The 24411-nt window shown below is 45.6% G+C and carries 15 protein-coding genes; 6 read left to right on the top strand and 9 right to left on the bottom strand.

Features of this window, described 5'->3' with window-relative positions; genetic code table 11:
- Positions 1-50 precede the first annotated feature (50 nt).
- Positions 51-1331, top strand: a complete 1281-nt coding sequence (murF, locus tag QE390_RS13515; RefSeq protein ID WP_307142528.1) for a UDP-N-acetylmuramoyl-tripeptide--D-alanyl-D-alanine ligase — start codon at positions 51-53, stop codon at positions 1329-1331.
- Between the two features lie 712 nt (positions 1332-2043).
- A complete protein-coding gene (metH, locus tag QE390_RS13520) occupies positions 2044-5880 on the top strand; it encodes a methionine synthase (protein WP_307142529.1) in 3837 nt (1278 codons plus the stop codon).
- 1039 nt (positions 5881-6919) lie between these two features.
- Here metH and QE390_RS13525 read toward each other — a convergent pair.
- On the bottom strand, positions 6920-8239 hold the full coding sequence (locus QE390_RS13525; protein ID WP_307142530.1) for a DUF389 domain-containing protein: 1320 nt from the start codon (positions 8237-8239) through the stop codon (positions 6920-6922).
- An 82-nt stretch (positions 8240-8321) separates the two neighbouring features.
- On the opposite strand from QE390_RS13525, the gene QE390_RS13530 reads away from it, so the two are divergent.
- Entirely contained in the window at positions 8322-9218 is an 897-nt protein-coding gene (locus QE390_RS13530; RefSeq protein ID WP_307142531.1) for an S-adenosyl-l-methionine hydroxide adenosyltransferase family protein, read from the top strand.
- Positions 9219-9407: 189 nt separating this feature from the next.
- Here the strand turns inward: QE390_RS13530 and QE390_RS13535 are convergent, their stop codons facing one another.
- Both QE390_RS13535 and QE390_RS13540 read right to left on the bottom strand, forming a co-directional pair.
- Positions 9408-10508: an XdhC family protein gene (locus QE390_RS13535; RefSeq protein WP_307142532.1), complete on the bottom strand. Its 1101-nt coding sequence runs from the start codon at positions 10506-10508 to the stop codon at positions 9408-9410.
- Positions 10509-10822: 314 nt separating this feature from the next.
- Positions 10823-12817 (bottom strand): TonB-dependent receptor, encoded by a 1995-nt coding sequence (locus QE390_RS13540; protein WP_307142533.1) that lies wholly within the window; start codon positions 12815-12817, stop codon positions 10823-10825.
- Positions 12818-13102: 285 nt separating this feature from the next.
- On the opposite strand from QE390_RS13540, the gene QE390_RS13545 reads away from it, so the two are divergent.
- The 3 genes from QE390_RS13545 (at position 13103) to QE390_RS13555 (ending at position 16817) form a co-directional block, all read left to right on the top strand.
- On the top strand, positions 13103-14017 hold the full coding sequence (locus QE390_RS13545; RefSeq protein ID WP_106635467.1) for an AraC family transcriptional regulator: 915 nt from the start codon (positions 13103-13105) through the stop codon (positions 14015-14017).
- An 825-nt stretch (positions 14018-14842) separates the two neighbouring features.
- Positions 14843-16366 (top strand): aldehyde dehydrogenase family protein, encoded by a 1524-nt coding sequence (locus QE390_RS13550; RefSeq protein WP_106635468.1) that lies wholly within the window; start codon positions 14843-14845, stop codon positions 16364-16366.
- A 70-nt stretch (positions 16367-16436) separates the two neighbouring features.
- Positions 16437-16817: a DUF779 domain-containing protein gene (locus QE390_RS13555; RefSeq protein ID WP_307142534.1), complete on the top strand. Its 381-nt coding sequence runs from the start codon at positions 16437-16439 to the stop codon at positions 16815-16817.
- 701 nt (positions 16818-17518) lie between these two features.
- On the opposite strand, the gene fdhD is transcribed toward QE390_RS13555, so the two are convergent.
- The 6 genes from fdhD to QE390_RS13585 all read right to left on the bottom strand — a co-directional run bounded on the left by fdhD (position 17519) and on the right by QE390_RS13585 (position 24282).
- A complete protein-coding gene (gene fdhD / locus QE390_RS13560) occupies positions 17519-18361 on the bottom strand; it encodes a formate dehydrogenase accessory sulfurtransferase FdhD (protein WP_307142535.1) in 843 nt (280 codons plus the stop codon).
- Positions 18358-18915, bottom strand: coding sequence for an NUDIX domain-containing protein (locus QE390_RS13565; protein ID WP_307142536.1), 558 nt, complete (start codon positions 18913-18915; stop codon positions 18358-18360). Before QE390_RS13565 ends, fdhD begins: the two co-directional genes overlap by 4 nt.
- A gap of 6 nt (positions 18916-18921) precedes the next feature.
- Positions 18922-20160, bottom strand: coding sequence for a cysteine desulfurase family protein (locus tag QE390_RS13570; RefSeq protein ID WP_373424542.1), 1239 nt, complete (start codon positions 20158-20160; stop codon positions 18922-18924).
- Positions 20161-21219, bottom strand: coding sequence for a ferrochelatase (gene hemH / locus QE390_RS13575; RefSeq protein ID WP_307142537.1), 1059 nt, complete (start codon positions 21217-21219; stop codon positions 20161-20163).
- Positions 21220-21546: 327 nt separating this feature from the next.
- Complete coding sequence (locus tag QE390_RS13580; RefSeq protein ID WP_307142538.1) at positions 21547-23043, bottom strand: catalase; 1497 nt, start codon at positions 23041-23043, stop codon at positions 21547-21549.
- A gap of 153 nt (positions 23044-23196) precedes the next feature.
- The gene (locus QE390_RS13585) at positions 23197-24282 is read right to left on the bottom strand and encodes a complex I subunit 1 family protein (protein ID WP_307142539.1); all 1086 of its coding nucleotides are present in this window, start codon (positions 24280-24282) and stop codon (positions 23197-23199) included.
- Between the last annotated feature and the right edge of the window lie 129 nt (positions 24283-24411).

Consider the following 24411-nt stretch of genomic DNA (forward strand, 5'->3'; position numbering starts at 1 on the left):
AAAGTTTAGATTGAATAAACGGCCAAACGCTTCTTCCATACGAATTTCAGATGATGATTACAGAACTTCACCAAAAGTACCTGACTTGCAGCAGTGTTTCGATTGATACCCGTAAAATTGAGCCGGGAGCCCTGTTTTTTGCTCTGAAAGGAGAGAAGTTCGATGCCAATACCTTCGCGGCAAAAGCCCTGGAAAATGGAGCGGCCTACGTCGTGATGGATAATGCCGAATATGCCGTAGATGAGCGTTGCCTGGTGGTAGACAATACCTTACATGCCCTTCAGAAACTGGCCTTAAATCACCGCAGGTTACTTCAGATTCCTTTTATCGGAATTGGCGGTTCGAATGGAAAAACGACGACCAAAGAATTGGTTAATCGGGTATTATCGAAGAAATATAAAACCTTCGCAACGCCCGGAAATTACAATAACTACATCGGCGTTCCATTGACGATCTTGTCCTTACCGAAAGACGCTGAACTGGCCATTATTGAGCTGGGAGCAAATCAGAAAGGGGATATTGATGAGTTAGTTCGTATTTGTGAACCCGGACTTGGCCTGATCACCAATATTGGTAAATCGCACCTGGAGGGTTTTGGTGGCTTGCAGGGCGTTCGTGAGGGTGAAGGCGAGTTGTATGATTTCCTCATTAAAACCAACGGTCAGATTTTTGTAAATCAGCAAGACGTAACACTCATGGACATGCTCCAGGAACGTCAGGCTACTGCGGAACGAATCTTGCCTTACCGAACCGATGTCGAACTGGTGGAAAGTAATCCGAATGTCATTTATCAGCAGGGGGAGAATCGGATCGAGACGCATTTAATGGGAGATTATAACTTCATTAACATGCGAGCGGCCATGACGTTGGGGAGCTTCTTCGGAGTAGCGGAAGAGGAGATTCATGAAGCCATTGCGGGGTATGTGGCGGAAAATAATCGTTCGCAGATCATTGAAAAAGGGAGTAACACGATCTGGCTGGATGCGTACAACGCCAATCCGAGTTCGATGGGAGCAGCCCTGAAAAACTTCGAAGCTCTGAAAGCTGAGAAAAAACTGGTGATTTTGGGCGATATGTTTGAGTTGGGCGAAGAAGGCCCTTACGAACACGAAATGATGGGTAAACTCATCTCCGAATGCCATTTTGATTATGTGTTGCTGGCAGGTCCATTGATGCAACATGCCCTGAAATACTTACCCCGGGCGTATTACTTCCCCGATAAATTCGGTCTCCATGTTTGGCTGGAAGAACACCCCATGACAGACACCCATTTCCTCATTAAAGGTTCAAGGGGTATGGGGCTGGAAAGTACGCTGGGAATGATTCGATGAGTTAGAGCGGCCGTCGCTACGGTTTTGAGTTTTCAGTTTTCAGTTTTGAGTTTTGAGTTTTGAGTTTTGAGTTTTGAGTTTTGAGTTGGAAAGAGAAACCCGTAAAGGTAGGCAAGACGTTTGAAAATGGAGATCTTAACCCCGGAGGGGTTTAATATGGATAGCCCCGGATATTAATCCGGGGTTTTTGTTTCAGGTACAAGCCCCCGCCGTGGCTGGTATCCTCAACAGCCCTTACTAAAAGCCTAGTAGTTGGTGAGGACACCAACCAGGGCGATTTTGATTGCCAATCTGAAAAGCATAGCAATCAAGCATTTCAAGTAGAGACGCGACTTCATCGCGTCTGGCTGGGAAATTCGAATCATTCTAATTGTAACCAAAGTCGCGTTTCTACAATAAGGAAACGTAATAAAAATCTATAGAGCGTAAAGTCTACAAATCCATGATCTGGTAGGATATAAAATCCCTGGTCATTACCGATAAATAGAAAAACCGACTAGCTAAGCTATTACCTTTACAAAGTCTTTGGCGAGCAAGAACAAATTACCCTACTTTTAGAGTTCAACATTTGATAGGTTCTGGTTAATCACAAAAACACTGGAACTGGTCCAAAGCAAATGCTAAACTCACCCTATCTTTGCATGTTTTTTCATTCTATACTTTCAATTTCTGGACACAACGCCGACTCCAATCCGGCATCGTTTCGTGACTTATGACGACGACTACGATTCAAAAACCCGACATCCGTACGCTTCTTAAAAACCGTATTCTAATCCTTGATGGAGCGATGGGTACGATGATCCAGCGGTATAAGCTGGAAGAAGAAGACTATCGGGGCTCTCGCTTTGCCGACTGGCCCCATCCGCTTAAGGGTAACAACGATTTACTCGTGTTAACCCGACCCGACATTATCAAAACCATTCACGGTGAATACTACGAAGCCGGAGCTGATATTGTAGAAACGAACTCATTTTCAGGTACATGGATTGCCATGGCTGATTATGGGATGGAAGAGTTAGTGTATGAACTGAACTATGAATCGGCCCGCATTGCCCGCGAGGTAGCGGATGAATACACGGCTCGCAATCCTGAGAAGCCGCGTTACGTGGCCGGTTCTATGGGACCAACCAACCGTACCGCCAGCCTTTCGCCGGATGTAAATAACCCTGGTTACCGGGCCATTACTTTCGATCAGCTCGTCGGAGCCTATTACGAACAGACGAAGGCTCTGGTAGAAGGAGGTAGCGATATTCTGCTGGTTGAAACCATTTTCGATACACTCAATGCGAAAGCGGCTCTGTTTGCTATTGATACCTATTACCAGGATGTAACCAGCGGTAAGCTACCCTGGCCTGTCCATATTCCAAAGGCAGAGAAATTTGAAGTGCCCATTATGGTGTCAGGCACTATTACCGACGCTTCGGGACGAACGCTTTCGGGCCAAACTACGGAAGCCTTCCTGACCTCTGTTTCCCATTTACCTTTACTTTCCGTTGGGTTGAACTGTGCGTTAGGAGCCGATCTGATGCGTCCTTACGTACAAACCCTGGCAGACAAATCTCCTTTCTTTACCTCGGCTCACCCCAATGCAGGGTTACCGAATGAGATGGGAGAGTACGATGAAACGCCCGAGCAAATGGGCGAAACCATTAACGGTTTCCTGAAAGATGGTTTGATTAACATCATTGGGGGTTGTTGTGGAACGACCCCCGGTCACATTCGTCGGATTGCTGAAATCGCGGAAAAACATCAGCCTCGTCATCTTCCCGTGGAAGAGCCCGTGCTGAAGCTTTCCGGACTGGAACCCATTGAAGTAACCAAGGAAAAAGTTCTCTTCCTGAACATCGGTGAACGTTGTAACGTAACCGGTTCGAAGAAATTCGCTCGTCTGATTCGTGAAAATAAATACGATGAGGCACTGGTTGTGGCTCGTGAGCAGGTAGAAAGTGGAGCTCAGGTTATTGACGTAAACATGGATGAAGGGATGATTGACGGGGCTTCCGCCATGACGACTTTCATGAACCTGATTGCTTCTGAACCGGACATTTCGAAAGTTCCCCTTATGATCGACTCTTCCAAATGGGAAGTGATCGAAGCCGGACTGAAATGTGTGCAGGGCAAGGCCATCGTGAACTCGATCTCGCTGAAAGAAGGGGAGGAAAAATTCAAGGAATACGCCCAAACCGTCAAACGGTACGGAGCCGCCGCCGTGGTCATGGCTTTTGATGAAAACGGCCAGGCCGATAACTACGAACGCCGAATTCAGATTTGCGAACGAGCATATCGAATTCTGGTAGACGAAGTAGGTTTTCCTCCACAGGATATCATTTTTGATCCCAATATCCTAACCGTTGCGACGGGGATTGATGAACATAACAATTACGCCGTAGACTTCATTAATGCCACTCGCTGGATTAAAGAAAACTTACCCTACGCTAAGGTATCGGGTGGGGTGTCTAACGTGTCGTTCAGTTTCCGAGGGAACGAACCCGTTCGCGAAGCCATTCACTCCGTATTCCTGTATTACGCGATTAAGGCGGGTATGGATATGGGAATCGTAAACGCCGGTCAGTTGACGATTTACGATGAAATTCCCAAGGATTTTCTGGAGCTGGTTGAAGACGTTATCCTCAACCGTCGCCCTGACTCAACGGAACGTTTGGTGGCGTTTGCGGAAACGGTAAAGTCGAAAGGCAAAACCGATACGGGCCCGGATTATTCCTGGCGGCAGTTACCCGTAAAAGAACGCTTATCGCACGCGTTGGTGAAAGGCATCGCCGATTTCATTGATGAAGACGTAGAAGAATGTCGCCAGGCTTACGAAAAACCCATTGAGGTGATCGAAGGTCCATTGATGGACGGCATGAACATCGTCGGTGATTTATTTGGTGAAGGAAAAATGTTCCTGCCTCAGGTGGTAAAATCGGCTCGCGTGATGAAGAAAGCCGTAGCCTACCTGCAACCTTTTATCGAAGCAAGCAAAGAGGCTGGTTCTACTGCCGGACGCATTTTGCTGGCAACCGTAAAAGGCGACGTGCACGATATTGGTAAGAATATCGTGGGCGTAGTGCTGGGCTGTAATAACTACGAAATTGTTGACTTAGGGGTAATGGTGCCAACGGATAAAATCCTGGAAGCTGCCAAAACGCATAACGTTGATATTATCGGATTATCCGGTTTGATTACGCCCAGTTTGGACGAAATGGTGGGTGTGGCGAAGGAAATGGAACGTCAGGGTATGAAAATGCCCCTCCTCATTGGCGGTGCTACCACTTCCCGCATTCATACAGCCGTGAAAATTGATCCGCAATATTCCGGCCCGGTTATCCACGTGCTGGATGCTTCGCGTTCGGTTCCGGTGGCAGGTCGTTTGACGCAGAATAAGCAAACATTAGCGGAAATTCACAGCGAAATCAAGCAGCAATACGCCAAGCTTCGGGAAGATCACGCCAAGCGTAAATCGGATAAAAACTTTGTAACGATTGAAGCCGCCCGTCAAAATAAGGTGAAGATCGACTGGGATAATTTCAAAGCTTACAAACCGAGTTTCTTAGGTACGAAGGTATTTGAAGATTATCCGCTGGCCGAAATTGCCCAATACATTGACTGGACGCCTTTCTTCCAAACCTGGCAGTTGCACGGCAAACACCCAGCCATTTTTGAAGATAAGGTGGTAGGAGATGAAGCCAAGAAATTGTACGAAGACGCGAATAATCTTCTGTTGGAAATCATTCACGATCAATCGTTAAAAGCAAAAGCCGTCATTGGTTTCTGGCCTGCCAATAGTCACGAAGACGATATTATTCTGCATCCTTTCGAAGAGATCAGGAAGGAAGTAGCCTGCGAACGCCACGGCTCGCATACGCATCTGGAATACAAAATCAGTCGGGCTTCTCAGGAAGGTAAGATCGATGAAACGGACGTAATAGCCACCCCTGCGTTGGCGACCTTACATCAGTTACGTCAGCAAAGTCTGAAGGCTGGAAATCTGCCAAATTACTCATTGGCTGATTTCATTGCTCCGCTGGAAAGTGCTCATACGGATTACATCGGCGGCTTTGCGGTGACGGCGGGTATTGGAATTGAAGCCTTACTCGAGAAATACGAAAAGGATCACGACGATTACGGCAGCATCATGGTTAAGGCCATTGCCGACCGTCTGGCGGAAGCCTTTGCGGAGTTAATGCACGCCCGGGTTCGTAAGGAATTCTGGGGATATGCTTCCGATGAAAAGCTGGATAATGAGTCTTTGATTGACGAAAAATACCAGGGGATTCGTCCGGCACCGGGGTATCCGGCCTGTCCTGAACATACCGAAAAACGGACGATGTTTGATCTGTTAGGAGCGGAGGAGTTGGGGATTGTCTTGACCGAAAGCTTTGCCATGTATCCGGCTAGTTCGGTTAGTGGCTGGTATTTCAGTCACCCTGACAGCCGTTACTTTACGATTGGTAAAATTCAGAAAGATCAGGTCGAAGATTATGCCAAACGCAAAGGCATGACGCTTGAGGAAGCCGAAAAATGGCTGGCTCCAACGCTCGCTTATTAAAGAGGCTAAAGACTTACTTTACTGATCTAAATAATAAAACCGCTTTCAACTCTGTCTTAGAGTTAAAAGCGGTTTTATTATTTCAAATCTTAAAGGCTAGTTAAGAGGATCTTCCCGCAGTCGCTTGGCTCCAGTGGTGCCTAGTTCTAGGCCTCTGGCCGGTAGGATGCGAAATAACAGCTAGTAACAAAATACCTTTCTCCATCCCAAAACAGCGTTATTCGGCTAGAGTTGAGCGATTGCGATGGGTTGACAATTGGATGTTAGACGAATGATGCCAGCAAAAAAGCTGGCATCGGTTGGGCTGAAGTCTATGGATTTGTCCCTTTCCTGTTCTTATATTCACTCGGATAAAGATGAGTGACTCTAAGAAAATCTGTGAGGTAGTAAACTCCCGCAGTCGCTCGGCTCCAGCCGAGTGACTACCTAGCTCTAGGCCTCTGGCCGTTGGGAGGCGAAATAGTAGTTAGTAAGTAAGATACCTTTCTCCATCCCCAAACAGCGTTATTCGGTTAGAGCTGAGCGACTGCGATGGGTTAACAATTGGATATTAGACGAATGATGCCAGCAAAAAAGCTGGCATTGGTTAGGCTGAAGTCTATGGATTTATCCCTTTCCTTTTCTTAGAGTCACTCGGATAGAGATGAGTGACTCTAAGAAAATCTGTGAGGTAGTAAACGCAGTTAAACCCGAAATTTTGGTTTTAAAAGGGTAGAGACGCGATGAAGTCGCGTCTGGTTGGGAGATGGAAATAGTATTCCCCGCCATGGCTGGTGTCTCACCAGTCCACCAGTCATGAGTACGCAAATAGTGGTTGGTAAAACACCAACCACGGCGAAGGAAGGAATACAGAGGTAACCCCAAACCGCCTCTTACCCAGACGCGATGAAGTCGCGTCGCTACTTGGGAACTTGTAATGGAGTCTGCTTTATCAAGAATTTTGGTTTAACTAACTAAGACCGACTGGTGCGAGATTCCCTCTTGTTCCTCCCAAGTGGCAGGTTCCCACCTGCCTTTATTTCACAAACCTGCCATCCACTTACATTTTTCTGATCAAAACGGTAATCGCCGCTTCTGGTTTTCGAAGTCGAATGGCCAGCCAATGTTGGACTTTAGGTAATAAACTCCCGTCTGGTTTTGCCATTTTTAGTAAACAAACCGTTTGCTCCTGATTGGTGGTGCCATCAGTCGATAGGTGTTTCCCGATGGACACCTCTACAATTTCCGGGTAAATGGCTTTTAGTTCCTGAGCAATTTGCGGAATCTGTGTTTCCAACTGGCTATTTTTTCGGAGGGAATCCATCTCCATCCGTTGCGTAAGTAATAGCTTTTCCGTTTCGGTTAATACACTCCGGGACGTTTCCGCCAGAATGGTATCATCAAAGCCGTAACGGAAGGATAACTCGGTATGATCTAGCCGATAACGAGGTAACTGACTTTTTAGCGAGTCTAACTCCTGGCTGGAAATACGCTGACCCACGATTAATAACTCCACCTTTCTGCCTCGAGCCGAAGGCAAAACCGTTTGCTGAATGACGTAATGGTTATTACCCCTGATTTTTTCGTCGATGAAAAGCTTGAGATTTCTGCGATAAATGGAATCCGCCACGAGCTGATAAGCTAAATAAATACTGGGAAGCAAAGTCAGAATCATCAGCCAGGTCATGGTTCGGCGTACCCAGTTCTGCGTTTCTTTTTCTACGTATTGATACGGTTCAAAATTGAGGTAACGCACTACCAGATAGGTAGAGAATGCGATGCAGATTCCATTAATGGTAAACAGATAGAAAGCTCCCGCCACGAAAGACCAGTTTTGATTGGCGATTCCATAACCCGCTGTGCAAAGCGGTAACATCATTCCGGTAGCGATAGCCACACCCGTAACGATGGTTCCCTTTCGGGTTCGGGAGGCTCCCACGATCCCAGCGACCCCACCAATCAGAGCAACCAAAACGTCCCAAACGCTGGGGTGCGTATAGGCGATCATTTCGGGTTGTACTTCTTTCAAAGGACTCAGCCAGAAATAAATGGTTGAACTACCCAAGCTGAAAAGAACGAAAATCAGCAGATTGCGAAGGGCACTTTTAAAGAAGGCAAAATCGTAAGTTGCCAGGCTTAAACCAATGCCATAAATCGGGCCCATCAGCGGGGAAATGAGCATGGCCCCAATGATGACAGACGTGGAGTTAATGTTCAATCCAATGGATGCAATGAAAACGGCTGCCACCAGAACCCAAAGGTTAGTTCCCCACAGAACGGCTCCTTTTTTGATGGACTGAACAATCTCCTGTTCTTGTTCTTTGTCTTCTTCAAGGCTAACGAGTCGAGTGATTAATAGTCGAAAATTGTTTAATTGCATAGGATATTCATTCGATGGTCAGGTTGGGACGTTTGTACACAAACGAAAAACGAAATAATAAGGTAAGGCAGCGAAAAACTAGATGATGAGGCATTTTTTACAATCGCTTATTGTAATTCTTGGATTGGCGAACCTGGGTATCGCTCAACAGAAAATCGTGGTTTTTCAATCCGATTTTGGTCTGAAAGACGGAGCTGTTTCGGCCATGAAAGGCGTAGCAATGGGCGTTTCTCAGGAGTTGAAGTTATTTGATTTAACGCACGAAATTCCGGCTTATAACATTTGGGAGGCCGCTTACCGGTTGGAACAAACCGTACCGTACTGGCCCAAAGGAACCGTATTTGTCTCAGTGGTGGATCCCGGTGTTGGGACCAGCCGGAAGTCGGTAGTACTAAAGACAAAAGCGGGTCATTATATAGTAACGCCTGATAACGGAACGCTGACGTTACTAGCCGAATCGGAAGGAATTGATGAGGTTAGAGAAATTAACGAAGCGGTGAATCGCCGGAAGGATTCAGGTAAGTCCTACACGTTTCATGGTCGGGATGTCTACGCTTACACCGCTGCCCGGCTGGCCGCTGGAGTTATAAAATTTGAAGAGGTAGGAGAGGTCTTACCTAAACAGGTCGTAACGATTCCCTATCAGAAAGCCAATAAACAAGGTTCGGTTCTGAAAGGGAATATTTCGATTCTGGATGTTCAATACGGGAACGTCTGGACCAATATTCCAGCAACGTTATTTCAGGAACTAGGTGTGAAAACGGGTGAGCTGTTAACTGTTCGGATTTATCAGAATCAAAAAAAGAAATACGAAGGTAAAATGCCCTATGTTCAGACGTTTGGAGCCGTCAAAGAAGGGCAACCTTTAGTTTATCTGAACAGTCTATTACAAGTTTCACTAGCCCTGAATATGGATAACTTCGCCGAAAAATTCAAGATAGCAAGCGGTAATGAATGGAGTATTGAAGTAAGTAAATGAGATTGAATGATTGAATGATTGAATGATTGAATGATTGAATGATTGAATGTTTGAATGTTTGAATGTTTGAATGTTTGAATGTTTGAATGTTTGAATGTTTGAATGTTTGAATGTTTGAATGTTTGAATGTTTGAATGTTATTGTTTTCAGAGATAACTTTCTCAAACTAAATCAAACGTCAAACTAACATCAAGATTCTTCGCTATAAATCGGAGTTTTTCGTTTGCGGAGCTGACCGCCTTCGCGATGCGAGAAAACCGTTCTGATTTCCGCTAAAATGGATAAGTCGATCTCTTCGGGCGTGGCTGCTCCGGTATCCAGTCCGGCTGGACTATAGGTTCGCTGAAATTGTTCGGTAGAAAGCGTAATCCCTTCGTCATCCAATCGCTGAATCATCTTCTCAAAACGCTTTCTGGGACCTAATAAGCCGATGTAAGGCACCTGAGTTGCCGTGATGTAACGTTGGTAATTCTGAAAATCCGTTTCCAGATCGTGAGCCATTAGAACCACTGCGGTATAATCGTCGGGTTTAATTTCGGTGTGTTTCTGAACAACATGATCGGCCCAATCGAACAAAGATTTATTGATTTTCTGAGGATTACAGAAAACGGTGCTTAGCCAGCCTAACTCTTTTGCCTGCCGAACAAGTGGGAAAATGTCATAGTTACCACCGTGAATGAAGAGGTGAATAGGCGGCGGGATGATTTCCAGTAAAAGGGTAATGCTGCCAAAATCGCCCGTTAATGTTTGTAGAGCTGATTTCTCGTTTGTTAAGCAAGTGTGGATGCAATCCATTACCTCTTTTCTTGCAATCGGAAATTCAAAGTTTTCCTGCGATTCAAAGCGATGGACGGAGCCTTTGGGTAACTCGTCTAAAACACTATCAATCACGGTAATAACTACCGAGGGTTGTCGACGGAAAACCAGCGGCTGTAACTGCAAAACGGCATTATGGGTATCGTTCGGATCCAGTGGACTTAGTAATACATCGATAATTCCATTACAACCGAGTCCAACACCAATCTGATACGGATCGTCATCTGTGGTATCATACGTGACCATGGAAGCCTTACCCGTTGACATAGCCAGTCTGGCTCGTTTGAGAGCGTCGCCTTCCAGACATCCGCCTGAAATACCTCCAATCCATTGTCCGTCTTCGGTAACCAGCATTCTTGCCCCGACCCGGCGATAAGACGAACCTTCCACCCGCACCACTGTTGCCAGAGCCGCTCGCGTTGTCGAAAAATCAATTTTTAAGTAATGCTCGATTATGGACTTTATTTCTTTCATTGCGTTTGTTTACCGTTTTCAGTTTGGGGTTTTCAGTTGAAAAGGGAAAACCTATTAAGGTAGGGGGAGACTTTTGACGATGAATGTAATAACCCCAAAGGGGTTAATTCTGAGTAGTCCCGGATGATAATCCGGGGTAATGTTCGGAGTTTAATACCCACCGTGGCTGGTGTCTCCACCAGCCGCTGTACTTTATATGAATGGTTGGTGGGGACACCAACCACGGCGGAAACTTTAGCGTCCCAGACGCTCTTCTCACGAATCTGAGGCGAAACGCAGACTACCAGTTTTAACTGAAAACTAACAACAGTCAACTACCACACTCTCACCTTCACCCCACCAAAAAAGGCTCGACTCGTGGCTGGTTCGAAGTATCTGCCGCCGGCAGCGTTGATTTGTACATTCGCAAAGTACTTCTGATTCAACAGGTTATTAATCCCACCAAAAGGTTCCAGCGACCATTTATTCCACTTGATTTGCCAGCCAAAACGTAAATTCAGCAAGCTAAAAGCTTCCGTTTTTACCTGATTGGCATCGTCAGCGTAGAACGTGCCGTTTCTACGGAACTGAACGATTCCATAAAAGCCTTTGGGACGAAAATAACGTAGTTCGCCGTATCCAAAGTGCGGTGGAATACCCGGTAGTTGATTTTCATCAAAAGTCCCGGAAGTCGTGGTGTAATTCAGGTATTTAAAGTCGGAATACGTGTAATTTGCATAAGCAGTTAATCCCTCCACTAACTGAGCCGTCAGCCCTAATTCAACGCCACGACGGCGGGAGTTACCCGCATTTCTGTAAAAAGTACGGCCCGGAAACTCGCTTAACTGATAAGGGACAATTTCACCCCGAACATTAACCTGAAAGACGGCTACATCAACTTTTACTTTGTTAAAAGTAGCCTTCGTTCCCACTTCAAAATTCTGAGCCCGCATTGGCCCGAGTTCGGGGTTAAAGCCGCCCAGATTACTTGGATTCGTACCTAATTCCGTCAAAGCAGGGGTTTCAAAACTGGTAGAGAAATTGGCGTAAACGCTGCGTTCGGGCTGATACTCCCAGTTCAGACCAGCGGTTGGGCTAAAGCGGTGATAATTCCGGCTACCCGACTGATCGCCATCACTCAGGAATTCATCATTAACGTTCAGGCGAATAGCATCGTAACGCGTACCAATGGTTAATAAAGTATTTTTCAGCAAGCCAAACTCCTGTAAAGCATACGCTCCGATGTTATGAAAGGTTTCTACTTGTTCCAGTGAGAGCGGGCCTTGCTGACCGTCAATGTTATTATATCGTTTCCGGTTATCCTGTTGGTTTTCAATATCAACCCCTGTTTTTAAACGGTATGAAACGGACCCAAATTGATCGGTGTATTGGTAACTAACGCCACCCCCCATGTAATTACGGAGAAACTGAACGTTGCCCCCGGCAAGAAAAGCCAGCCGGTTTTCAAAGTCTCGATTGGTCCAGAATGTGCGGGCCTGAAACTGATGTTTTTTACCAATTAAATGGTCATAAATAGCTGCGATACGCTGTTGAGTAGCTCTCGAAAAAGCCTGGAACTGCACGTTTTGCGGACGAGCCATACGACGGTTTTCCCCGACTTGCTGAAGAGTTAATCCGCCGGGATCTTCGGCTGTGTTTTTTGAAAGATTGTAGAGGATGGTTAACTTATTGGAAGCCGTAAATTCGTGCTGGAATTTTAGATTTAGTAACCAGTTATTCATAGAAGAATATTCCCGGTATCCATCCTGAAGGTTACGACTGGCATTCAGCAACAAGGTCGACTGCTTCCATTTCTGACCTACTTTCAGTTGATACCGCTGGAAGCCATAACTACCCGCTACGGCCTGAGCTTCCACGAAATTATACGCTGGCGTTTCGGTAGTGTACGAAAGAATGCCGCCAGAAGCATTTCCATACAAAGCCGAAGAAGCCCCACGAATAACTTCGAGTTGCCCCAAACTTCCTACATCAAAATTATTCACCTTGGCCTGGCCGTCGGGCGTTGATTCGGGAATGCCGTCAAGTAATACTTTCAATCCCCGAATGCCAAAAGAAGAACGGGCTCCAAAACCCCGAATGGAAATGCGTAAGTCCTGGGCAAAATTGTCTGGGTTCTGGGAAAAAACACCCGGAATAGTCCCCATCGCGTCGAAAAGCGAAAGCTGAGGTTGTCCAATCTGAAGGCGGGACTGATTCAATACGGACACCGAAAATGGACTCCGGTTTTCGGCAATTTGAAGTCTGGTAGACTGGATCTCTACGGGCTTCAAATCGCGGGTTCGCAGGCTGTCCTGAGCCTGAGTAATCATAGGTATGCAACTAATCAGTAGAGCGATTCGAAAATACATAGAGCGGATTAAATGTTGAATGAGTAAAGGAATGATGATGGAATGGAAGGCTGATACAGTACATAAAACTCTGAGCCATCAGATAGAGGTAATAATTCTAATCACCAAAACCAATTATTAAACTCATAAGTATAACTTTTCCGCGATATAAAACGTTTTATATTATAGTTAGAATAAATTGGATATTGTAAGTATATTGCCAGCCTTCAGAAGAAATACTTCTGAACTTCAGAAGATCGTAATGCTATGAAATCGGATTCTTTGTTTGATCTCAGAAGTCATTTGAGAAATCGCCGGTTAGAGCAGGTCGTTGAAAATCGAACGGCTTATACGCTGGATACCGCTGAACTGAATATTTACGAAACGCATTCGCAGGCCCGGGCCGTAGAGTTAACTTTTCACAGTCCGGTGCTGACGAGTATGATTCGGGGCAAGAAAGTCATGCACCTCGAAGATACCCCGGATTTTGACTATCATCCGGGAGAGTCGGTGCTGGTTCCGGGTAATCGAACCATGCGAATTGATTTCCCGGAAGCTACTTTTTCAACGCCAACGCAATGCCTGGCTCTGGCCATTGGTCAGGATCAGATTGCGAAGTATACGGATCTTTTAAATGAAAACATTCCACTCGTTGATTCACCCTCGGGATGGCGATGGTCGGACAGCAGTTTTTACTTCACGAATTCTTCGACGGTAAATAGCTTGATTAGTCGGCTGATAGACATTTTTACGGAGAATAATCCGGCCAAAGATTTCTTCGCTGATCTGGTCATGAAAGAATTAACCATGCGATTGATTCAAACGCAGGCTCGTCGGTTATTAATTGAAAACAGTCAGCAACACAGCAGTACGAATCGGCTGGCTTTTATTACTCAATACATTAAGGATCACCTACATGAAACCTTTAATGTCAGACAGTTAGCCGATAAAGCCTGCATGAGTGAGCCTAGTTTTTATCGACAGTTTAAAGCTCAGTTTGGCCTATCGCCACTGGAGTTTATTAATCAGCAACGGATACAGTTGGCTCAGCGACTACTCAAAACAACCAATCGGAGCGTTGGTGATATTAGCGTAGCCTGCGGATTTAATAATCTGAATCATTTTCTGAAACTCTTCAAACGCTATACGCAAAGCACGCCCGTTCAGTATCGGCTTAATTAGTGGATACGTATTCGTTCTTGAGAAGGCCAGCGAATTCGCTGGCTTTTTTTGTGGTTTGCTGGTGGCCTTGCTTTGATGCTAATTGAAAGTTTTCAGATTCAACCTACTGGGTTTACTAGTAACTCATGCTACCAGCGGAAAGCTGGTAACGGAAGATGAGTTTTTCCTTGATATGATTTATGATTTGCTGCCAGCTTTTCTGCTGGCAGCGGTTGTTTTACGTGTATGTTCTTAGTTAGCGGTTATTGAAAGTTAGAATTCAGCTTACTGGGTTTACTAGTAACTCATGCTACCAGCGAAAAAGCTGGTAGCGGAAGATCGGTTTTCCTTGATATGATTTATGATTTGCTGCCAGCTTTTCTGCTGGCAGCGGATGTTCTACGCGTATATTCTTTGAAGGTTACTGAATTCAGCTTACTGGGTTTACTAATAACTCATGCTACCAGCAAAAAAGCTGGTAGCGGAAGATCAGTTTTTTTGTTGGTGGCTTTGCTTCTAGGGATAATGGAATAGTGTAGGATTCAGCTTACTGGGTTTACTAGTAACTCATGCTACCAGCGAAAAAGCTGGTAGCGGAAGTCCAGCTTTTTCGCTGGCAGTCTTGCTTCTAGGATCATTGAGAGTTACGAAAAGCATTTCTGTAGGTTTACTAACGGTTCTTGCTGCCAGTAGAAAAGCCGAGCGGCGTTTAATTTTTGATTAGGATCATTTCTTTCACTTCGCCTCAAATTGATAGAATCGTTACTTTCTTTGATAGGATCAATCCAATAAAAAATAGACTAATTCCTGATCTTTGTCTTAGTAAACCTCTTAAACAATTGGATTATGGAAGCGACACTCGAAGCTCCGGTACGGACGGATCGTCCGACCTTTAAAGAACGATACGAAAATTACATTGGTGGAAAATGGGTAGCTCCGGCTCGCGGTCAATATTTTGATAATATTTCTCCCATCGATGGGAAAGTATTTTGCCAGGTAGCCCGATCGACTGCCGAAGATATAGAAACGGCCCTGGATGCGGCTCATGCGGCTTTCCCGAAATGGTCCAAAACATCAGTAGCGAATCGTAGTAATGTACTGCTAAAAATTGCTGACCGCATTGAGCAGAATTTGGATTATCTCGCCAAAGTAGAGACGATTGATAATGGGAAGCCACTTCGTGAGACTACCGCAGCGGATTTACCACTGGTTATTGACCACTTCCGGTATTATGCAGGGGTAATTCGGGCTGAAGAAAGCTCGGTGGCAGAACTGGACGAAAATACCGTTTCGCTGAACATTCACGAACCCATTGGCGTAGTAGGCCAGATTATTCCCTGGAACTTCCCATTGCTAATGGCTACCTGGAAAGTAGCTCCGGCCCTGGCGGCGGGATGTACCATTGTGCTGAAACCAGCCGAGCAGACGCCAACGAGTATTCTGGTTTTACTGGAATTAATCGGTGATTTATTACCTGAAGGCGTACTGAATGTAGTGAATGGTTTTGGTCTGGAAGCAGGTAAACCACTGGCTTCTTCTAATCGGGTGGCGAAAGTAGCCTTTACGGGTGAAACGACCACAGGCCGTCTGATTCTTCAATATGCGGCTGAGAATCTGATTCCAGCTACAATGGAATTAGGGGGTAAATCGCCCAATATCATCTTCCCCAGCGTGATGGATAAGGATGATGAATTCCTGGACAAAGCCGTCGAGGGAGCCGTATTATTCGCCCTGAATCAGGGAGAAATCTGTACCTGCCCTTCGCGATTACTGGTGCATGAATCCATTTACGAAAAGTTCATTGAGAAAGTAATTGCCCGGACAAAAGCAATCAAGATGGGTAGTCCACTTTCGGCAGATACCATGCTTGGAGCTCAGGCTTCGAAAGATCAGTACGAGAAAATTCTGTCTTACATCGAAATTGGTAAGCAGGAAGGAGCTCAGGTATTAACCGGCGGAGCGGCCTTCCATCAGAATAGCGGTCTGGAAAATGGTTATTACATCCAGCCAACCATCCTGAAAGGACACAACAAAATGCGGATTTTCCAGGAAGAAATCTTTGGTCCGGTTTTATCCGTAACTACGTTTAAGGATACGGAAGAAGCCATTTCTATTGCGAACGATACGCTTTACGGATTAGGTGCAGGAGTCTGGACGCGTGATGCTCACGAATTGTACACCGTGCCCCGTGCCATTCAGGCCGGACGCGTTTGGGTGAACTGCTACCATGCTTACCCCGCACATGCTCCGTTTGGTGGCTATAAAAAATCAGGTTTTGGTCGCGAAACGCATAAAATGATGCTAAGTCACTATCGCCAAACCAAAAACATGCTGATTTCCTATGATAAGCATAAGTTAGGATTCTTTTGATGAGTTTTGAGTTGAGGGTTTTGAGTTAATGGGCTAACTCTCAACTCAAAACCCCAAACCTCAAACTGCTATGGTATCTCGTGTATTAGTTACCGATGCGGCAAAGGCCATTATTGATCAGCTAAGAGAGGTACATGGCGAATTGCTTTTTCACCAAAGCGGAGGTTGCTGTGATGGATCTTCGCCCATGTGTTTTCCCGTGGGAGATTTTAAAATCGGTAGCCACGATGTGTTGTTAGGGAATGTACATGGCTGCGATTTCTGGATGAGCGATTTTCAATTTGAATACTGGAAACATACCCAACTGACCCTTGACGTGGTGCCCGGACGTGGGGCTAGTTTTTCGGCGGAAATTCCCTTAGGGGTACGTTTCCTAATCCGATCACGGTTATTTACGGAAGAAGAATTAAATCAACTGGAGCCCGTTACCGTTGGTGAAAGCCCTGATTAAGTTAGTAGGTTCAGATTACAGGTGTACAAGTAGAGCTACCCGAATCGTTTTTCGGGTAGCTTTTTATTTTTCAACTTTTAAGAGCTGTCTAGCATTTATACTAGAAGACCTTGATACGAATCAGGGTTTCTGTAATCTTGAGCGATTGCGAATCGGAATGCGATCCTTGGCTTTGCTAGGGCTAATAGCCCTGGGAGAACGGCAGGTAGAACCTGCCTTATTTAAGAAAAAAGATAGAATCTCACACTAGTGATTAACCCCCAGCTGTCATCTCGAACGAAGAGAGAGAACTTCTGCCGAATGGGGCGGGGTTGATTTATTCAAGTTACCGCATGCCCCAACAAGCTCGAAAAAGAGCATAAGATTCTTCGCTTCGCTCTGAATGACAGAGGCGGATGATCACGTAATGATTATCCTTTAGGTATGAGATAACTATTATTAACAACCGTGTCCCCGGATTTTATCCGGGGAAGGAGCATTCCCGAAGCTTCTCCGATTCACTCTCGATGACAGATCGCTGTATAAACTCTTCCTCCAATGGTCCTCCCGAAGTGGGGAGAGACCTATTTCCCTTTATCTAACTCTTAGTTTTAGACAGTCTCTCAAATAGTTAAGTTAATGATGTATTTATTTGTTGTAAAAGGTTGAATAGTAATCTATCAACTTACAACCGCTAAAAATGATCAACTACCTGGCGTACGCTAAACTAACCGCTCCGCCCCATTATAAATATTGGCGTGAGAATTCCGAAGAAAGCCTATTAAGGTAAGACCATGTTCCTGAGCCAGTGAAACGGCTAGACTGGAAGGAGCCCCAATGGCGGCAATCAAAGGAATACCAGCCATGACAGCTTTCTGAACTAGCTCAAAACTAATGCGTCCACTCAGCAGTAAGACTTTATTACTGAGGGGTAAATCGTTAGCATTCAAAGCATAACCCAGTACTTTATCTAGAGCATTATGACGACCTACATCTTCGCGGAGTATTAATAAATTACCTTCGTTATCAAACAAACCCGAGGCGTGAAGACCGCCAGTTTGATCAAAAGTTGATTGGGCCTCCCGGAGCAGTTGAGGTAATCGAAAAAGCGTCTCCCAATGTATCAAAGGAGTTACTTCTGAAATGGGGTAACGAGCCGTTTGCCGAACGGCTTCCAGTGAAGCTTTGCCACAGACGCCGCAACTCGAAGTCGTATAAAAGTGACGTTGCAACCGTTCGGATCGTTCGGCTACAATGGGTAATACTTCTACGAAAACCTTATTAATTAGAGAGCTAACCCGTACTTTCTGCACTTCCGAGCGATCCAGTAATAAGCCTTCCGAAAAGAGAAAACCCAAAGCCAGTTCTTCATCCTGACCCGGCGTTCGCATGGTTACGGACAGACTTTTCTGCTGCCATTTTTCATTCTCTCTCCAGGCCAGTACAATTTCCAGGGGTTCTTCTACTGCTAATACATCGGGTAAGGTTTGGGCCGACTCGTTCAGACTAACTTTCTGAATAATAATGGGCTGAATAGAAGATATTTCGTCAAAATCAGAGGTCACAACTGTGGGAGGATAGTAGTTTCAATTCGATCCATCATATTCAAAAAAATGGATTCCATCGGAATGAAGGGTAAGCCAGAGCCGGGGTTTTCCAGCATTTGTCTTACTTCAGTTAGTGAAACGTATTTCAGTTCTGCAATCTCTTCCGCCTGTGGCGTAAATGAGGATAATTCGAGTTGCGTTTTCCAGACGAAAACACCCGTAAACTCCCGATCAAAAGACTGCGTTTTTGCATCAAACCCATCCATAGTCCAGACATCAACGAAGTGTAAAGCTGAAGAGGGGACCTGAATGCCCAACTCTTCCTTGACTTCCCGGATTGCCGCCGTGCGATAGTTTTCACCCGGCATTAAATGTCCCGCTATGCAAACATCCCAGAGATTGGCAAAAAGGTCTTTGTCGGGATGGCGTAGGTTTAGTAACAGCTCCTGATTTTGATTAATAACCCACACTTCCGTGCTGCGGTGCCAGTCGCCGTCGCGGTGTACGTCCGACCGTATTTTGGTTTGCCAGAAGGGAAGGTTCTGTTCGTTGTATAACTCAAAAAGCTCCATGAATGGTCAAAGGCTTATGAAATGGGCTCGGGTATGGGCAACAGTTTCAGTAACGTACCGAATCGCCAGTGTAATATCTTCAGCGGTAGTAAAACGTCCCAGGCTAAACCGAACGGATGCATGGGCTAGCTCATCGCTTAACCCCATAGCTTTCAGCACGTGCGAAGGATGAACCGAAGCTGAAGTACAGGCCGAGCCATTAGAAACGGCGATTTTTGTCAGATTTAATAACAAAGCTTCTCCATCAACGCCACCAAAAGCCAGGTTACTAACATGCGGCAAACGATGCGTAACCGAGCCATTCACCTGAACGTTGGGGATGAATTCCAGAATCGTGCGTTCGAGGTAATCCCTTAAATCAGCCAAACGCTTACTTTCGGTAGGTAACTTCTCGTAACTCAGCTCGCAGGCTTTTCCTAAACCAATAATTCCAGGAACATTCAATGTCCCTGAACGTCGCCCGCGTTCGTGTCCGCCGCCGTGCATTTGAATGGCCAGAGGTGTTTTTCTGCGAACGTACAAGGCTCCAGCTCCTTTCGGGCCGTAAAGTTTATGGGCGGAAAGACTGAGTAAATCAATGAAATCGGCCTCTACATAAATGGGGAGTTTGCCCACCGCCTGCGTAGCATCGGTGTGAAATAAAACGCCGGTATCGCGACACATTCGACCAATTTCCCGAATCGGTTGAATCATACCAGTTTCGTTATTGGCCCACATCACGGAAACCAGTAAGGTATCTTCCCGAAGGGCTTCCTGAACTTGTTGCGGGGTGATTAATCCCTGAGAGTCCGGCTGTAAATAGGTAACTTCCGCACCCTGTTTTTCCAGATAGTTACAAACGTCCAGAATCGCTTTATGCTCGGTCTGAACGGTAATAAGGTGTTTTTTGCTGGAAGAAGCTTCAAAACTACCCAGTAAAGCCAGGTTATTCGATTCAGTGGCTCCGCTGGTAAAAACGATCTCTTTATCCTGAGCCCCCAGGATCTGAGCTACTTGCTGACGGGCATTTTCAACCGCTTCGGCGGCTTCCCAACCCCAAAGATGCGTGCGACTGGCGGCATTTCCGAATTGTTCCGAAAACCAGGGTAACATCGTTTCCAACACCTGAGGGTCTACGGGTGTGGTTGCGTTATAGTCCAGATAAATCGGTCGGTTTATCATTAGCGTTTGAGGCGTTAGCGTAGGTTTGATAAATATAATACGCACGCTAAAAAAATCGCCCCGATGGTGACCGGGGCGATTCATTTAAGCCTGTTTGTTGATTAAATCAATTAATAAATCAACGTATAAAGGACTGTTATTCAAACTTTCTACCAGTTGCCAGTGCTGACCTCCGTTTTCCTCAAATAACTCTTTATATTCTTCGCCTACTTCAATCGTCGTTTCGAGGCAGTCGGCCACAAACGCAGGGCTGAAGGCCAATACGCTTTTCTTTCCTTGTTTAGCCAGATCAATAATCACCTCGTCGGTGTAGGGTTTAATCCAGGGCGTTTTTCCCAGACGGCTCTGGAAACTGGTGGTATACGTACCTTCTTTTAAACCCAACTCCTTCACGAGCAGGCGGGTAGTGGCGAAACACTGAGCCCGGTAACAATACTGATTATCCTTATGAATATGATCGCAGCAACTGCCAAACTTACAGGTATTACCCGTATGATCGCCCTTGGTAATCTGGCGTTCGGGTAAGCCGTGGTAACTGAACAGGAAGAAGTCGTACTCGTGTTCACGCATGTACTTGCGAGCTGTTTCCGCAAAATGTTCAATGAATTTGGGATGATCGTAAAAGGTATTGGTAAAGGAAATTTCAGGAATAACCTGCCATTTACCTACAATTTCCATGACCTTTTCATACACCGAACCCGTTGAAGCAGAAGCATATTGAGGGAAGAATGGAACGACAATAATCTTCTTCAGTCCTAACTTTTGAAAGCGATCCAGACCGGCTTGAATGCTGGGATTCTGGTAACGCATGGCCAGCTCTACTTCGTAATCTTCACCCAGACGCTGTTGAACCAGTTCTTTAATATCTTCTCCGTAAAACTTGAGTGGCGAGCCGCGTTCTTCCCATAATTCCCGGTACACTTTAGCGGATTTGGGAGCCCGGAAGGGAGCAATAATCAGGTTGATTAAAGCCCAGCGATTCATGAAAGGAATATCAATGACGCGGCCATCCATCAAAAATTCCTGTAAATATTTACGTACGTCCGGTACATTGGGACTATCGGGTGTGCCCAGGTTAACCAGTAAAATACCCGTTTTCAGTTGTTGAGTCGTGCGAGTGGACGCTAATTCTGTGACCTGCATGTTTGGAGGGTTACCTGAATAGATGTAACCTTAAAATACGTTCTGTCTATCTCTTCTTCGCTCGTGGCGTTTCGGGGACAAAGGTCGGAAATCTTTGCCGTTCTACATATATAAAAACCTTCCCCGGAAGAGGAAGGTTTGAAGTTTGGTTAAGTTTGAGCAGGTTTAATTAATGTTTGGTCAAGTTTGAGATAGTTTGACTTGGTTAGAAACGGTTTGATTGGTTAGGTGGATTTGATCCTAAACCGCCAGGTTACAAATAACTTTTCAAACCGAAATCAAACTTCAAACTACCTCAAACCCGCTCAAACTTTGTAAACCTTCTCGCTAGTTAACTTCATGCTTTTTAGGCATCGCATTTTCTACGTTTACGCCTAAGCCCTGAGCAATACGCATCCCCAGACCAATGTCGGCCCGGAAGAAGTGGCACAACTGACGGTTAATGATTTCGTCACGTTTAGGACCCGTAACGCCGCCCAAAGCACCCACGATGGTTTCTACCAGGTGGCTTTTCTGCTCATCGTCCAGAACGTTGCGATACAAGTTACCGGGTTGGGTGTAGTGATCGTTCTCACCTTCACCGTTGCGGTCGTACCAGCCAGCTATATTCGAATCCAGTTCCCAGGCAGGTTCCTGATAGCTTTGATCTGCTACGATGTTATCAAACGAGTTAGGGAAATAGTTGGGATTACGGCCACCGTTACCATCAACCCGCATTTGTCCGTCACGCTGGTAGTTAGTGGTAGCGAAAGGACAACGGTTTACGGGAATCTGTTCGTAGTTACCTCCTAAACGATACCGCTGAGCATCAGGATACGAGAGCAGACGGCCCTGTAACATCTTGTCGGGCGAATAACCAATGCCATCCACCACATGAGCGGGAGCAAAGGCCGCCTGTTCTACGTCCTGGAAGTAATTATCAGGGTTTCGGTTTAATTCAATTTCACCGACTTCAATCAGCGGATAATCGGAGTGAGGCCATACTTTCGTCAAATCGAAAGGATTGATATGGTATGTTCTAGCTTCCGCTTCGGGCATGATCTGAACCTGCATCGACCATTTTGGGAAGTCACCCTTTTCAATGTGTTCCAGCAAATCACGCTGAGCAAAATCCATGTCTTTCGACTTCATTTCATCGGCATCTTTACCAGTGAAATTTTTAATGCCCTGTTTGGTCAGGAAGTGGAATTTTACGTAAAAACGCTCATTTTCTTTATTAATGAACGAAAACGTATGACTTCCAAATCCGTGCATGTGACGGTAGCCATAAGGCGTGCCGCGATCAGACATCAAAATCAGAACCTGATGTAAGGATTCAGGGTTCAGCGACCAAAAATCCCACATCATGGTAGGTGATTTCAGGTTAGTGAAAGGATCCCGCTTTTGCGTGTGAATGAAGTCACCGAATTTCTTGGGATCTTTGACGAAGAAAACGGGTGTGTTGTTACCTACTAAATCCCAGTTACCATCTTCGGTATAAAACTTGAGAGCAAAACCGCGAGGGTCGCGTTCGGTATCAGCAGAGCCTTTTTCGCCACCTACGGTCGAAAAACGCAGGAATAAAGGCGTTTGCTTCCCAACTTCACTGAATACTTTTGCCCGAGAATATTTCGTAATATCATTGGTAATGGTCAGGGTACCGAAAGCACCAGAACCTTTGGCATGCACTACCCGCTCTGGAATTCGCTCGCGGTTGAAGTGAGCCATTTTTTCGTGTAAAATATAGTCTTGTAGCAATAAAGGACCACGGGGACCTACGCTTTGTGAGTTTTCGTTTTCAGCATAGGGGCGTCCTGAAGCGGTTGTTAATTTTTGTTGATCCATCGCTTGCTTAGTGATTTTGAAGTAAGAACTGAGACAAAAGTATAAGGAAGAAATTGATAAGTAAAATCGATTATATTGATGAATGTATAATAAAACATAATGACCACCCTACTTAAGGATGGTCATTAGTTATAACTTATTTATTATCAGATGTTAAACCATCAATAAACGCCATACGCCAGATAAGACGACCATCACTAAAGCAAGAGGCGTTAAGACTTTCCAGCCTAAATACATTAACTGATCGACGCGAAGGCGAGGGTAAGTCCAGCGAACCCAGATTTGAACGAGGATTAACAAAGCAGCTTTGGCCAATAACCAGAACATACCTGAGAAGTTACCTAACAGCGTTCCCGGTGCACCGGAAGTCCAGTCCGCTAATTTTACTGCACCTATATTGGGTAAGGGGGTATTCCAGCTACCCAGAAACAACACTACGCCGAGAATACTAACCAGCATCATCATGGCATACTCGCTGAGGAAAACCAGGGCCCAGCGGAAACCGGAATATTCCGTATGAAAGCCACCTACCAGCTCAGATTCCGCTTCGGGTAAGTCGAAAGGAGCCCGGTTGCATTCGGCCAGCGAGGCGATGAAGTAGATAATAAAGGCAATAAAGAAAAGTGGCATTCGGAAAATATTCCAGCTTAGAAAACCACCGTTGGCTGTTACATCCAATCCCCAGCTTTTTATACCGAAGAAATAGACATTTTCCTGAGAATAAATGCCTTGCTGAAAACTAATTTCCTGTAAATCAAGGCTCTGGCAAATCATGGCTACGCAAAGCACCGAAAGCCCCAGCGGAATTTCATAACTCACAATCTGAGCTACTGAGCGAATAGCTCCAAACAGGGAATATTTATTGTTAGAAGCCCAGCCTGCAATGATAATACCCAGCACATCGAGAGAAACGATCGCCATGAGCCAGAAAACGCCAATGGCGGTGCTGGAGCCAATCCAGTCGGGGCCGAGCGGAACGACGGCATAACCTAGAAAAATCGCCACAAAAATCAGACAGGGAGCCACCAGATACATCCAGCGATCTGCCAGTTTGGGCACAATGTCTTCTTTCTGGAGTAACTTCAATAAATCGGCAAATAACTGGAGTAAGCCATATGGACCCACTTCGGTAGGGCCGAGGCGATCCTGAATAAAACCCGAAATTTTTCGTTCAGCGTATACTCCCACTACAACCGTAGCAAGAGTCAGGGCGAGGCATATCAGTAAAGCAGGAAGCAAAATAGTACACGTTTACAGGTTTGGGAATTTCCCGCTGCAAATCTAAGCCGATGCTCGGATTAATTTAGAATGGAACTAAAAAAGACCGTTTCTTAGGAGAAACGGTCTTCACAAATAGAGAAAATCGGG

The sequence above is a fragment of the Siphonobacter sp. SORGH_AS_1065 genome (assembly GCF_030818595.1).
GTDB lineage: Bacteria > Bacteroidota > Bacteroidia > Cytophagales > Spirosomataceae > Siphonobacter.